The 14,420-nt window shown below is 48.3% G+C and carries 11 protein-coding genes; 1 reads left to right on the forward strand and 10 read right to left on the reverse strand.

Going from position 1 to position 14,420, the window contains the following annotated elements:
- Nucleotides 1–66: 66 nt before the first annotated feature.
- The 10 genes from purF to fabB form a co-directional block, all read right to left on the reverse strand.
- Nucleotides 67–1,578 (reverse strand): amidophosphoribosyltransferase, encoded by a 1,512-nt coding sequence (gene purF / locus B2Q61_RS16760; protein ID WP_290617849.1) that lies wholly within the window; start codon nucleotides 1,576–1,578, stop codon nucleotides 67–69.
- 20 nt (nucleotides 1,579–1,598) lie between these two features.
- Nucleotides 1,599–2,087, reverse strand: a complete 489-nt coding sequence (locus B2Q61_RS16765; RefSeq protein WP_290617851.1) for a CvpA family protein — start codon at nucleotides 2,085–2,087, stop codon at nucleotides 1,599–1,601.
- Between the two features lie 58 nt (nucleotides 2,088–2,145).
- The gene (locus B2Q61_RS16770; RefSeq protein ID WP_290617853.1) at nucleotides 2,146–2,793 is read right to left on the reverse strand and encodes an SPOR domain-containing protein; all 648 of its coding nucleotides are present in this window, start codon (nucleotides 2,791–2,793) and stop codon (nucleotides 2,146–2,148) included.
- Nucleotides 2,790–4,064 carry a bifunctional tetrahydrofolate synthase/dihydrofolate synthase gene (gene folC, locus B2Q61_RS16775; protein WP_290617855.1) on the reverse strand — a complete coding sequence of 425 codons (1,275 nt, stop codon included), beginning with the start codon at nucleotides 4,062–4,064 and terminating at the stop codon, nucleotides 2,790–2,792. Before folC ends, B2Q61_RS16770 begins: the two co-directional genes overlap by 4 nt.
- Nucleotides 4,065–4,082: 18 nt before the next feature.
- Entirely contained in the window at nucleotides 4,083–4,955 is an 873-nt protein-coding gene (gene accD, locus B2Q61_RS16780) for an acetyl-CoA carboxylase, carboxyltransferase subunit beta (protein ID WP_290617857.1), read from the reverse strand.
- A 142-nt stretch (nucleotides 4,956–5,097) separates the two neighbouring features.
- The gene (gene truA, locus B2Q61_RS16785) at nucleotides 5,098–5,877 is read right to left on the reverse strand and encodes a tRNA pseudouridine(38-40) synthase TruA (RefSeq protein WP_290617859.1); all 780 of its coding nucleotides are present in this window, start codon (nucleotides 5,875–5,877) and stop codon (nucleotides 5,098–5,100) included.
- Between the two features lie 84 nt (nucleotides 5,878–5,961).
- On the reverse strand, nucleotides 5,962–8,550 hold the full coding sequence (locus B2Q61_RS16790) for a FimV/HubP family polar landmark protein (RefSeq protein WP_290617861.1): 2,589 nt from the start codon (nucleotides 8,548–8,550) through the stop codon (nucleotides 5,962–5,964).
- A 200-nt stretch (nucleotides 8,551–8,750) separates the two neighbouring features.
- Nucleotides 8,751–9,782, reverse strand: a complete 1,032-nt coding sequence (locus B2Q61_RS16795) for an aspartate-semialdehyde dehydrogenase (protein WP_290617863.1) — start codon at nucleotides 9,780–9,782, stop codon at nucleotides 8,751–8,753.
- A gap of 14 nt (nucleotides 9,783–9,796) precedes the next feature.
- On the reverse strand, nucleotides 9,797–10,909 hold the full coding sequence (locus B2Q61_RS16800) for a 4-phosphoerythronate dehydrogenase (RefSeq protein WP_290617865.1): 1,113 nt from the start codon (nucleotides 10,907–10,909) through the stop codon (nucleotides 9,797–9,799).
- Nucleotides 10,910–11,035: 126 nt separating this feature from the next.
- Complete coding sequence (fabB, locus tag B2Q61_RS16805; RefSeq protein ID WP_290617867.1) at nucleotides 11,036–12,250, reverse strand: beta-ketoacyl-ACP synthase I; 1,215 nt, start codon at nucleotides 12,248–12,250, stop codon at nucleotides 11,036–11,038.
- A 165-nt stretch (nucleotides 12,251–12,415) separates the two neighbouring features.
- Here fabB and mnmC point away from each other — a divergent pair, with 165 nt between their 5' ends.
- Complete coding sequence (gene mnmC, locus B2Q61_RS16810) at nucleotides 12,416–14,323, forward strand: bifunctional tRNA (5-methylaminomethyl-2-thiouridine)(34)-methyltransferase MnmD/FAD-dependent 5-carboxymethylaminomethyl-2-thiouridine(34) oxidoreductase MnmC (protein ID WP_290617869.1); 1,908 nt, start codon at nucleotides 12,416–12,418, stop codon at nucleotides 14,321–14,323.
- Nucleotides 14,324–14,420 lie beyond the last annotated feature (97 nt).

Raw genomic sequence — 14,420 nt, forward strand, 5'->3', positions numbered from 1 at the left:
CCCTGCTGATCACACAAGGCGCCCAAAGGCGCCTTGTTAATTTCTATATCGTAGATTAAGCAGCGCTTAACCTTCGTTATATGTTTCCAGATTTGTTGCCATTGACATCGCGGTATGAGCTTTTGCATCATCACTGCGAGATTGGTCAAGCCGGTTTAAGTAATCCTGATCAATATCATTCGTTACATAGTGGCCATCAAACACCGAGGTTTCAAAACGCTTGATATCGGGGTTTTCAGAGCGAACCGCAGCAATGAGGTCTGGCAATGACTGGAAAATAAGACCGTCTGCACCAATAGTTTCGCAAATACTTTCCACATCGTGGCCATGGGCAATTAACTCATTTGCCGAGGGCATATCAATGCCGTAGACATTCGGAAAGCGAATTTCCGGAGCCGCTGAAGCAAAATATACTTTCTTAGCCCCGGCTTCTCTTGCCATTTCAATAATCTGGCCAGATGTCGTACCACGGACTATAGAATCATCAACCAGCAATACATTTTTACCTTTAAACTCCTGCCAGATAGCATTAAGTTTACGCTTAACCGATTTTTTCCGCTGCACCTGACCAGGCATAATAAAAGTACGCCCTATGTAGCGGTTTTTTACAAAACCCTGGCGGAAAGGTAACTCGAGTTCATTGGCTATTTCTAACGCAGCATCGTTACTTGTTTCTGGGATAGGTATTACTACATCAATATCCAGATGCGCCCACTCCCGCTTAATTTTCTGGCCCAGCACCTTACCCATCGCTACTCTGGAGGCATACACTGAAATATTATCAATGGTAGAGTCAGGACGGGCGAAATACACATATTCGAAGATACACGGCGTATAATTCGGATTCTCGGCGCACTGTTGGCTATATAACTCGCCCTGCTCAGTAATATATACCGCTTCACCCGGAGACACATCCCGCAATACCGTAAAGCCGTCTGCGTCGAGTGCGACACTCTCCGAAGCCACCATGTATTCGGTTCCGGCAGCGGTTTCTTTTTTACCCATTACCAGCGGCCTGATGCCATTCGGATCACGAAACGCCACCAGGCCATGACCAATAATCAAGGCAACCGCTGCATAACCGCCCCGGATTTTACGGTGAGCGCTGGCCACCGCATTAAAAATCTGCTCAGGCTCCAACTGCATCGTCGATTTTGCCTGCAGTTCATGCGCCAGTATGTTCAATAAAATTTCAGAATCAGAGGTGGTATTTATATGACGGCGAGCCAGCCTGAACATATCTTCTTTAAGCTCGTGAGAATTGGTTAAGTTGCCGTTATGGGCCAGTGCAATACCAAACGGGCTGTTCACATAAAACGGCTGGGCTTCGGCAGTACTGGATGATCCCGCTGTAGGATAACGGACATGACCGATGCCAATATTTCCTGACAATCGCTGCATGTGGCGGGTTTCAAACACATCTTTTACCAAGCCATTGGCTTTGCGTAATCTGAGAGTATTGTTATCAACCGTAACGATACCTGCGGCGTCCTGGCCCCGATGTTGTAACACTGTCAGACCATCATACAGCGCCTGATTGACCGGATACTTACCTACGATTCCAACGATACCACACATTGATTATTTCCTCGCCAGCCTTAAGGCTTTTGCATAAAACTTGAATGATTTTCCAGATACTCAAAAAACCATTCGATGATAAAACCAAACTCGGGGATCAATACAGACTGCTGCCACCACTGTGCTTGCGCCGCCGGGGTGAACGCATCCATGAAAAATAATACGGCACTGACAACCAATACACCACGCAGTGCGCCAAACACCAGCCCCAGCACTCTGTCTGTGCCCGACAAGCCTGTGCTTTGAACTAATTTAGCGATAACAAAGTTAATTAAGGCGCCCAGAATTAACGTGCAAATAAACAAAATGGCAATCGCAGAGGCATTGCGAATAGTGGGATCAGTGATATTAGTAAAGAGTGTTGCAAGTTTTGGATAGTACTGGCTGGCGATGAAAAAGGCCAGAAACCATACTACCAGTGAGATAGCTTCTTTGACGAAACCCCGGATCAGACTGATAACAGCCGATAAGGCAATAATTGCCAGTATAACAAAATCAACCCAAACCATTTGCTACCAAAGGATGCCTGATGACGGCGCGCATTCTATCAAACCGGCTGGCGCTTGGCTAATTATTTTCAGTCACCTGATAGCGGCTAACAACCAGCCGGGCTATACCTGTCAGTTGCTGCAGTTGCTCAACTTTTTGTTCCAGATGGGATTTTCTAAGCTCAGGCCCCACCAGCACACTGGTTAGCTTTTGACCATTACTATTAGTAATGTCCCGGGTAAAAGTGACATAACCTTCCTGACGAAGCTTGGCGACCAGCGCATTGGCATTTTGAGGATTACTAAAGCTACCTACCCGCACCACCCAGGCATTATCAGTTACTGTATTGCCCGCTGCCATATCAGCAGGTGCTGCGGCCGCTGCAGTGGTCGCGTCAGCCGGCGATGGTAACGTAACCTGAGCGTACGCTTGCGATGGCAGACTCTCCGCCTCGTTCTGGTCGGCTGCCGGGCCGGCAGTAGTTTCGCTATCCAGCGCTTTTTCAGTCACCTGACTCGCTGCAGCAACGCTGCTGGCACGGTCAAATTCCGCCTGGTCAAAAGTATCAGGTTGCTGGACCCCCTGAAATTCGGGGCGGTCTGGTATCACTTTAAAATCATCTTTTACTACTTGTTTTTCACCATCGAGTAAATCAGGTAAAAAAATGATACCGGCTAATATCAAAATAGTGGCACCGAGTAATCTGTGCTTAAACCCTGCGGTCATGTTACCTCCTGATAATAGCTTGCCAGCACTGCTGAAACCGTGACAAATGAGCCAAAAATAACAAGTAAATCATCTTGTCGCAGTATGGTCCTCAAATGCTTAAACGCCGTTGCCACGTCCGGATACTGTTGAGCGTCAACTTGTGTCAGTGCGCATGCCAGCTGAGCAGCAGACGCACCGCGCGAGCCTGGCAGGCTGCTAAGATGCCACTGATCAATTACAGAGGTCAAGGGCGCCAGGGCCTGAGCAATGTCTTTGTCTTTTAACATCCCCGTCAGGGCAAGGACTCGATTGTAGCCCGGCTTTAACTCCGCCAGTTTAGTGGCGAGATAGCGTGCCGATTGCGGATTATGCGCCACATCAATAATGATAGCAGGATTGCGTTGCAAAAATTGCATCCGGCCTGACAAATTCAGGGTGGCTAGCACTCTTCTCAAATCAGTGGGGTCTGGTAGCAAAGAGAGCTGGCTAAGTACGGCCAGACTGGTTGCGACATTCTGCACTGGCAAGCCGGGTATTGGCAGCTGTTGATAATCAACAGAACCACATTGCCAGCTCCAGCTGTCTGTTGATAGCTGATAAAAGTAATCCTGGTTTACCAACAGTTGTAAACAATTTAACGTTGCCGCTCTGGCCAGCACGCTACCCGGCGGCAATAATTCACCAATGACCACCGGCTTGTCTTGGCGAAACACACCGGCCTTTTCAAAACCTATAGTTTCCCGATCGTTGCCCAGCCAATCCTGGTGGTCCAGATCGATGGTCGTGATAACACTGATATCAGGACTGACGATATTTGTCGCATCCAGTCGCCCGCCAAGCCCTACTTCTATCAGACAGAAGTCGACAGGTTTACTCTTTAATACACAGAACGCCGCCAGCGTGGTAAATTCAAAATACGTCAGCGCAATGTCGCCCCGCAGCGTCTCGACCTTAGCCATCGCTTCAACCCACAACGCATCGTCAACATCCTGATCATTGATCCGAAGTCGCTCGTTGAACTTCAGCAAATGTGGTGAACTGTATACACCGACACTAAACCCCTGAACCAACAATAATTGTTCCAGAATGCGGGCGGTAGAACCCTTACCGTTAGTTCCGGCAATCAGAATCACTTTGCCGGGCAACTGCGCCAAATCAGCACGATCGGCAACCTGGCTTACCCGGCCCAGACCCAGTTCAACTTTATCAATGGGATGGCTTTGCTCAATGTAATAAAGCCAATCGGCCAGAGTGTGGCACGATTGGCTCGATGTTATCGTATCTGGCATATTTTCCTAAGCATATTCCTAAGCAGCGTCGTGCTCAGATACCGGTACAGGCAGCTGCATAAACTTAGCCACAAGGCGGGCAATAGTATCGCGCATTTTCCGACGGTCAACAATCATATCAATCGCGCCGTGCTCCAGTAAGAACTCACTGCGTTGGAATCCCTCGGGCAATTTTTCCCGTACAGTCTGTTCAATAACCCGAGGACCGGCAAAACCAATCAACGCTTTAGGCTCGCCAATATTAATATCGCCTAACATCGCCAAGCTGGCAGACACGCCGCCCATAGTGGGGTCAGTCAGCACAGAAATATAAGGTAAACCCTGCTCACTGAGTTTGGCCAGCGCCGCTGACGTTTTTGCCATTTGCATTAATGAAAATAATGCCTCCTGCATCCTGGCACCGCCGCTGGCAGAAAAACAGACAAAAGGGACTTTGTGAGTAAGAGCATACTCTACTCCGGCGACAAACTTGGCGCCGACCACCGATGCCATTGAGCCTCCCATAAATTCAAACTCAAACGACGCAGCAACAATTGGCATACCATGCAGTGTGCCGTGCATAACAATCATCGCATCTTTTTCATTGGTTTGTTTCTGGGCTGCCGCTATCCGATCTTTGTAGCGTTTGCTGTCTTTAAATTTAAGTAAATCCTGCGGCTCTAATTCGCTTGCCAGTTCCGACGTAGAATGGCTATCGAAAAAATGAGTTAAGCGGGTCCGGGCATTAACCCGCATATGATGATCACACTTAGGACATACCCCTAAATTACGATCCAAATCAGCTTTATATAACACAGCGTCACATGAGCTGCATTTGGTCCAGACGCCCTCGGGAATATTACGGCGCGACGAAGTGGAGGTTCTGGGCAGGATCTTTTCTAACCAACTCATAATACATTCCTATCAACAGGGATCAGGCGTTAGACCTAATAATAGACAAAATACGTCAAAAAACGCCGAAATAAAACTAAACGGCTGCTATTAAAGCATAAATACCCGCTATCAGAATATAAAAAACTGGTCTTAGCAGCAGTTATAGAAATAATGGACCTGGTGCTGCTTTGGGGATCGCATAGGCCTCGGGGTAATCAACATCAACCAGATAAAGCCCGCCGGGCTTCGCCGTTGCTGCGGCCAGATTACGATTACGGCTTTGCAGCAATTCTTGCAACCAATCGACAGGCTTTCGACCCATGCCGATCTCTAACAAACTCCCGGTGATGTTACGCACCATATGATGTAAAAAAGCATTGGCTTTAATATCCAGCACCAGATAGTCACCTACCCGGCTCAGCTGCAAGTGATGAATATTGCGGTACGGCGTTTTTGACTGGCATTGCATAGCTCGAAATGCGCTAAAATCATGTTCACCAATTAATGCTGGTGCAGCTTGTTGCATTAGGCTGATATCCAGCGACTGATGATAGTGACTGAGCCCCGAGCGCAAAATTGCGGGTCTGAATTTTTGATTATAAATAATATAACGATAGCGGCGAGCAGTGGCACTGAAACGGGCATGGAAATCGTCCGGCACCGGCATAGCCCAGCGCACAGCGATTTGATCTGGTAAATGACTATTGGTACCCATTATCCAGGCTTTGGCATCGCGCAGCGCGTCTGTGTCAAAATGAACGACCTGGCCGGTGGCATGGACGCCGGCATCGGTACGGCCTGCACAAAACACTTCAACCGGGCCGTTGGCAACTTTAGCCAACGCCATTTCCAGCTCTTGTTGGACACTGTTTACTTCCCGCTGGCGCTGCCAGCCGAAGAAGCCGGTGCCGTCATATTCAATTCCTAATGCTATCCGCATGGCGCCCCCTCTGATAAACCGCGGCGATTATAGCGCAGAGTCCATCGGATAGCAGCCCGTCAATCGAGCAGGCCTGGTTTGTCTTCACTCCGTTTTTTGCTGGAGCGCTTTTGCTTCAGTTTTAACATGCTCAGGGGCGTCTGAATCAAGCATTTCGCCAATAATATGGCTGGCACTCTCAAGATCATCTATCTCAATATAAGCACGCACCAAGTCAAGTTTAGCGCCATATCCATTATCTTCTTTATCAACATCCTGCGGATTGTCATTACCAATTACATCAGCGAACTCGTCTAAACCGACATCAACATTTAATTGTTCAAAGCGCCCATCGTCTTGCTGCAGATGTTCAGTGTTAGCTAACAAATTATCAATTTCGACAAAATCAGCATCTGACAATGCTGCCGAACCTTCGTCGTCTGTGGTCTGGCTGAATACCGAGTCAACATCCAAACTTAACTCTTCGCTGTCATTCGCCGTAGTTTGTGCCATAGCCTCCAGTTCAGTTAGCAAATTGTCAAACTGACTGTCATCCAGCTTTGCCAGATTTTGATCTGCGTCTGGATCGGCGGGTGCCAGTTCAACACTGACGGTATCATCAGGCAGTGTGACATCATCGCCAAGATCTTCATCGGTCAGCTCCAAGTCTGGATAACTATCAAGTATCTTACTTGGGTTTTCAACTGATAAGGCCGCTTCAGAAGGTTTAGAAACCGAGTCATCTTCGTTGTTTTGTAAATCAGGCCCCTCATTATCAGGCGTAATATCGATGTCATCGGCTAACTCATCAGCTTCGGTTGCCATGGGATCCGCTGATGTTGACTCGGGCTCACCGGCCTCAACCTGTTGCAACAATTCATCAAGTTCTGCACTAAGTAACTCTGATGCCTGGTCATCTGCTGTTGTGTCAGGGTTTTGACTATGTTCATCTCCCTCCAGGGCCAGAGACTCGGCAAAAGCATCAAGCTCAGTTCGGTCAAAAGTCTGGTCTTCAACCAGGCTGCTGATCTGGGCATCAGTTAATTCGTCATTGCTCAGATCACTGGCAAAAGGCTCACTAACTAAAACCTCACTATTATTATCAGTTTCCACCAAAATAAGTTCATCATCGCTTTTTGGCGCAGCGTCGTCATCACTCAGGCTGGTTGCAGGCTCGGCATTGTGCTCTGGTTCAGCTAATAGCACGCTATCTTGTGAATCATCCGGAATATCAAGCTCTATTTCCTCTAGCAAGTCGTCATCATCACTCTGCTGCTGTGGCATGTCAGCCTCAGATGTCAGGTCTTGCGCTTTGGAAGATATATCATGCTGATCAAACTCAATGACGTGTTCTTCTTCCGGGACATCAGCCTCTGCACTGCCAAGATCAAACTCGTCCTCATCCAGTTCTATAATCGTATCGTCATCATCTTCTGCTGATAATAATGCGTTCAAATCGCTGTCTGACAAAATATTGTTCGCATCGAATTCCGTACTTGCAGGTTCATTACTCAGTTCAGGTGTGCCCAGAACATCGTCCAGCAAATCATCTGCTGCTGTGCTGGTATCTTGGCCGCCTGTGGCAAGTAAACTGTCGTCATCCAGTAATATATCGTCCTCTAACAGGTCGTCGTCCAGCAGAGCATCATCGTCAAAATCAGGCAGGCTATCGTCCAGCACGTCACTTGTGCCAAAGTCACCATTGTCGGCAAACGCATCGTCTAACAAGCTTTCATCAATATCGAATAATCCGCTATCGTCTGTATCATTATCGTCAAGCGGCGGCAAAGGTGACGTGTAATCAGCTGGCGGGGCCGTTGCACTGGTGGCTGCAACTACCGCAGCCTCAGTTTGCTGCCCGCGTCGCTTTAACCATAACACCACCAGGGATAAGATAATCAACGCTGGAATTGAAGCCGCTAACACCCATGTTACCGGGTTATTAAAAATACCAGCGCTTTCTTCTTGCTCCGCGGCCAATGCTTTGGCGGCCTCTGCTGCCTGTTGTTCCTGAGCTTGCTGGGCAGCAAGGATCTCAGCTTGCTGCTGCAGCAGTGTGTTCAGTTGCAGTTGCAAACTACTGTCTTCACCTAACTGTTGTTGCAGAGCTAACAATTCTGTCTGAACCTTGCTCAGGGTAGATTTCAGCTCATTATTTTCTCTGGCGATCGCTTCAATCATCAGCAGCGAATTGCCAAACTGATCTTTTAACTCAGTAAGCTGTTGTAGTTGTGCCGCAGACACCGCGGGAGGTCCTGCATTTTGACTACTATTTTGCTGATTGTTAGCCTGACGGCTGGTTCGCACTGCCCAGGCCCGATCATCGGCATCCGATTTAGCACGCGCTACGTTGTTGTCTACCAGCCTTATTTCCCGCAGTTGAGGTAATTGTATAGTAGACCCGGGGCGTAGGTGGTTCAGGTTACCCTCAATAAAGGCATCAGGATTTTTCAGGTAAATCGCATACATTACCTGATACGTACTGACATTAGCGCCTTCAGGTTTAACCTGTTCAGCAATTCGCCACAAGGTGTCGGTAGCACTTAACGGCCCTAATTGACGCTGCATTAATGCAGTATCAGTGTCTTTTGGACCACGTAAAGCGGTAGAAACGGGCTCATCAGCAAACGCACTTCCCGCCAGAAGCGCCGAGAAATTGACAATTAACAATAAAGACAAGAGACGAAGTGGCATTACCTTTCCTTACCCGGGCAACTTAAGCTGATTTAGGCTTTATGCATGACAACACTGATTCAATACAAATATTAATGCAAACAGTGTTCCAAGATTAATACAATATTTACCAAAATGTACGCAGCAAAATATAAAACAGTAATGGCATGGTTACCAGCATAAACCGAAATCAGAAAAAAGGCTCCAACAGGAGCCTTTTATTATAAGTAATCGCGAATAAGATGCTCAGCAATCTGAATGCTGTTGGTGGCAGCACCTTTACGAATGTTGTCGGCTACAACCCACAAGTTAAGACCATTTTCATGCGAAATATCCTGTCTAACCCGACCTACAAATACCTCGTCCTTACCGGTAGCACTACAAACCTGAGTAGGAAAGTCACTATTGTCCTCAAGCAGCACCACGCCCGGTGCATCTGCCAGCAATGCTTTGGCTTGCTCCACACTTATCGGCATCCGGGTTTCAATATGAATTGCTTCTGCGTGGCCATAAAATACCGGCACCCTGACCGCCGTCGCATTTACTGCGATACTGTTGTCGGCGAAAATTTTCTGGGTTTCCCAATGCATTTTCATTTCCTCCTTGGTGTAGCCATTCTCCATAAAAACATCAATTTGCGGAATGACATTAAAAGCGATCTGGCGTGCAAACTGACCTTCCCCCTCCAACGGCCGACCGTTCATCAATTGCACAGTTTCAGAGGCAAGCGCATCTACCGCTGACTGCCCGGCGCCGCTAACGGATTGGTAGGTCGCCACATTGATCCGGCTGATACCCACTGCGTCATAAATAGGCTTTAGGGCCACTAACATCTGAATAGTTGAGCAGTTGGGATTAGCAATAATGTTACGGTTGCGAAAGTCAGCAATAGCTGCGCCATTCACCTCGGGTACTACCAACGGAATATCTGCATCGTAGCGAAAATGTGACGTATTATCGATAACAACGCAGCCAGCGTCGGCGGCTTTTGGTGCATAAATGGCAGAAACACTGCCTCCGGCTGAGAACAGGCCAATTTGTACCTGACTCCAGTCGAAGCTGTCTGCATCAAGCACCGTTATTTTCTCTCCCTTAAATGTCACTGTGCCACCGGCAGAACGACTACTGGCAAGCGGAAATAATTGTGCTACCGGGAAATCACGTTGCTCCAGAATCTCTATCAAATGTTGCCCAACCAGGCCAGTTGCGCCTAAAATCGCCACATTGTATTGTGATGAGTATTGCGATGTCATGCTTAAACCCCTTTTTACTGACTTATAAAGCCTAACTGCGTCATCCAGTCCGGTACCTGCGTGCCCGCAAGTTGTACCGAGCTAAACTCACGTCGCGCTGGATATGACTTTCGCAACCAGTCAAACCCTTCCCGTTGAATGTGAAACCGGAACAATGCATCATCCCGACGCACATCATATAACATTCGCGCCAAACTTTGGACATCTGGAAGCCCAAAATTTTCAGATAATTGCACTTTTTCCACTGCTGGTATGGCCAACAAATGTTCTAGCTGACAAAGTGGTGCCTGCCCAAGTTGCTGACAAAGCCGCTGATAAAGCATTGCAGTGCCACGGGCTTTACCTTCGACGCTATGGCCGGCAATATGCGCGGTGGCGATCTCAAGATAAGGTAATAATGCTTGCAAAATAGCCGGCTCGTTTTCCCAGACATCAAGCACAACTGGGCGGTGGTAGCGCTGCAATGATTGCAGCAGTGCCTGATTGTCGATGATTGCACCACGCGCAGCATTGATCAGCGCACATTCTGGTTTTAACATCGCCAGTGACTCCGCATTCAATAAATGCTTCGTCGGCGTCGGGCCGGTGTTTATCATTGGTGTGTGAAAACTGATAATGTCGGCCTGGCGACACACATCTGCAAATGGCGTATGCTTAAAATCAGCTTCTGCCACCGCCCGAGGTGGATCACAGAGCAGCACATTCATATCAAGCGCTGCAGCAGCCTCAGCCAGACGCTGGCCAATATTACCTACTCCGACAATACCGAGGGTTTGGCGGCTCAATTGCCACTGATATTTTTCAGCAAGATGCCATAACGCACTTAGCACATATTCCAGTACAGACTGGGCATTGCATCCTGGTGCTGAACTGAAACTAACCCCTCGCTTGATCAGATAACTCTGCTCAATATGGTCCATGCCAATGGTAGCAGTGCCAACAAACTGCAAAACGTTATTTTTGGCCAGTAACCTCTGATCAACCTTAGTCACCGAGCGCACCAGCAATACTTCAGCATTTGCCACGTCAGCGGGTTGTACATTACGCCCATCAAACAGGGTTACCGGACCGAGATGGCCAAAAAACTCTGCCACCAAAGGCATATTTTCGTCAGCATAGATTTTCATCAATATGTGCTTTCTTTTAATTGGAAAAATAATTATCGTTATCTCATGACGGCAGCAGTCTAGCAAAAAAAACAAAAAGCCAGGCGACTTATCGCCTGGCTTCTTTCACAACAACCGCATAGCAACTCAGGGACGGTAACGTTGCATCACCAACGTAGCATTCGTACCACCAAAGCCGAAACTGTTAGACATAATAGTGTTGAGGGTCGCTTCTTTCGTTTCATTAATGATGTTCAGGCCTGCAGCAGCATCATCCAGTTCAGAGATGTTAATAGAAGGCGCGATAAAATTGTGCTTCATCATCAGTAATGAATATATAGCTTCATGTACACCCGCGGCTCCCAAGGCATGACCTGTCATCGCTTTAGTCGCACTGATTGCTGGCGATTGACCAGCAAACACCTGTTGAATGGCGGCCAGCTCTTTGACATCGCCCACCGGAGTACTGGTACCGTGCGTATTAACGTAATCAACCGGACCTGTAACACCTTGCATTGCCATTTCCATACAGCGCACAGCGCCTTCACCACTGGGCGCAACCATATCGAAACCATCTGACGTCGCGCCATAACCAACAATTTCACCATAAATTGTCGCACCACGGGCCAGCGCATGTTCAAGTTCCTCTACCACAACAATTCCGCCTCCACCGCTGATCACAAAACCGTCGCGCTGTGCATCATATGTGCGGGAAGCCAATTCTGGTGTTTCATTATAGCGGCTGGACAATGCGCCCATGGCATCAAATTCCATTGCCAGAGTCCAGTGCACTTCTTCGCCACCACCGGCAAATACGACATCTTGTTTGCCCAATTGAATCAGCTCAACCGCATGACCGATACAGTGCGCGCTGGTTGCACAAGCTGAACTGATGGAATAGTTCACCCCTTTTATTTTAAAAGGCGTAGCCAGACAGGCCGAGCATGTGCTGGACATCGTTTTAGGCACGGCATAAGGCCCAACTCGTTTAACCCCTTTTTCACGGAGGGTATCAGCCGCCTCAATCTGAGTCTTCGAAGACGCACCGCCAGAGCCAACCACCAAGCCAACGCGTGGATCAGAAATTTGCTCTGCCGTTAAGCCGGCATCCGTCATCGCTTCCTGCATGGCTATGTAGGCATAAGCAGCCGCATCACCCATAAACCGCATTGCTTTACGGTCAATGTGTTCTGCGGGGTTCATTTTAATGTTACCCCAGACCTGCGAGCGTAAACCAAATTCAACAAACTCGGGTGAAGCAGTAATACCAGAGCGGCCTGCTTTTAACGACTCCAGCACTTGCTCCTGATTATTGCCAATGCTTGAAACAATACCCATGCCAGTGATAACGGCTCTTTTCATCTTTGCTCCCATGTCTGCTTATCAGCAGAGTAAATAATTATAGTGCTGCCTATTGTACGGACTTTGTAATAAAAACTGGTCAGCTTTCAGCGTACAGCTGTACACTTTTTAATTTTGCGTCAGCTTCGGGTAAACTACAAGCCGATTTTTCTGCCGGACACCAAGATGCCTTCGCTAAACCATGCCAATATTTACTTTAACCAACAGGGTACCCCAGTTGCCACTGATTTTGATGATATATATTTTTCTAACGAGGGTGGATTGGCAGAAACAGACTATGTTTTTTTACAGCACAACGGACTGCCGAAGCGCTGGGAGGATCACAGCCAACGATATTTTCATATTATTGAAACTGGTTTTGGCACCGGTGCTAACTTTTTACTTTGCTGGCAGCGCTTTCGCCAGTTTCGTCAGCAGCACCCGGCAGCACAGTGTCGCAAACTCTATTTTTCAAGTTATGAAAAGTACCCTCTCACATACAGTGATCTTGGCAAAGCACTGCAGCTGCTTCCTGAGCTTAGTGATCAGTGTCAGTTATTACTGGCGCAATACCCTCCTGCGGTAGCAGGATGCCAGCGGCTGATTTTTGACGAGGGCAGTGTCGTTTTAGATTTATGGCTGGGGGATGTCAATGAGTTGCTACCGCAATTACCCTCGAAAAACCGGGCTGATGCTTTTTTTCTTGACGGTTTTGCGCCAGATAAAAACCCGCAGATGTGGCAACAAGCGTTATTTGATCAGATGGCGAGGCTGAGTCACATAGGCACAACAGTCGCTACGTTTACCTGCGCCGGCCTGGTCAAGCGCGGCCTGCAACAAAGTGGCTTTGCCATAAAAAAAGTAAAAGGTTTTGGCCGTAAAAGAGAGATGTTAACTGCCTCATTTCAACCGCCAGCTGATGCCGATAATGAACCCCAGGCGGTCACTAACCATAGCGCCAACGGCAAAGTGGTTATTGTAGGCGGTGGTATTGCGTCGCTTTGTCTGGCATTGCAGCTGATCGATAAAGGCATTACGACTGAGCTTATCTGTGCAGACAATACCGTGGCTCAGGGTGCGTCTCATAACCTGCAGGGCGCTGTATATCCTAACCTGCATGCATTGCCAACCCCTGCCAGTCTGCTACATTGCCAGGCTTTTCATTTTGCCCGCCATTTTTATCAACGGTTAGCAGCGCAGGGCCTGGCATTCGCGATGCAGTGGTGCGGTGTCTTGCATCTTGCTACGAATCCGGCACTTTCACAACGTCAGCAAAAAATAATCGACAACGGCGCATGGCCAACAGAGCTGGTCTATCCGGTCACTGCAGATCAGGCAAGTCAGATTGCCGGAGTAGTACTTGAGCATAGCGGCATTTTTTTGCCGCAAGCAGGCTGGCTTAGTCCGCAACAATTTTGTCAGGCCGCCTTAGCGGTATTACTGCAGTCGACATTATTTCAGGTGAAATTTAACAGTAAAGTCACTGCAATCACCACCATTGCGACGGACGTCAAGCCCGCGCCACTTTGGCAAGTATGGTGTCAGGGCTCGGCACCCACCAGCACCTGCTCGCAACTGGTACTGGCTAATGGTGCCGATATATCTCAATTTCATCTTAGTAGCCACTTACCGGTTAACCGGGTACGCGGCCAGGTTACTCATGTAAAAAGCCATGGTATGAGGCCATTAAAGACAGTGTTATGTCACAAAGGTTACATCACTCCGGCGCTGAATGAATGCCATGCTGTCGGTGCTACTTTTGACCGCAATGCCGGTTCAGCATTTATTTCGGCAGCTGACAATGAAGAAAATCTGGCGCTGGTTAACCATCAGCTGCAAAAGCCAACATGGTTTGCCGACGCAGAAGCAACAGCAGCGCGAGCTGCGTTCAGAGCAACGGTGCCCGATCACCTGCCCTTGCTTGGGGCTGTCACTAATCATCAGGGCTTGTTCGTGTTCGGCGGTTTAGGTGCGCGGGGAGTTTTACTGGCGCCCTTGCTGGCAGAAACCCTGGCCTGTCAGATTGCTGCTCAGCCACAAGCGATGACCACAGATAATTTAGCTGCAATTGCCGCCGAGCGCTTTACCAACTGAGCAATCAGGTAAAACCATCTTATGATTGCTATTTAGCTTAACCACTGTTTCTGCTGGTCAAACTCCGCTAAAGTTTGGTATGGTGACAAGGTACTAT

This window comes from Arsukibacterium sp. UBA5043 (assembly GCA_002415085.1).
Taxonomy (GTDB): domain Bacteria; phylum Pseudomonadota; class Gammaproteobacteria; order Enterobacterales; family Alteromonadaceae; genus Alishewanella.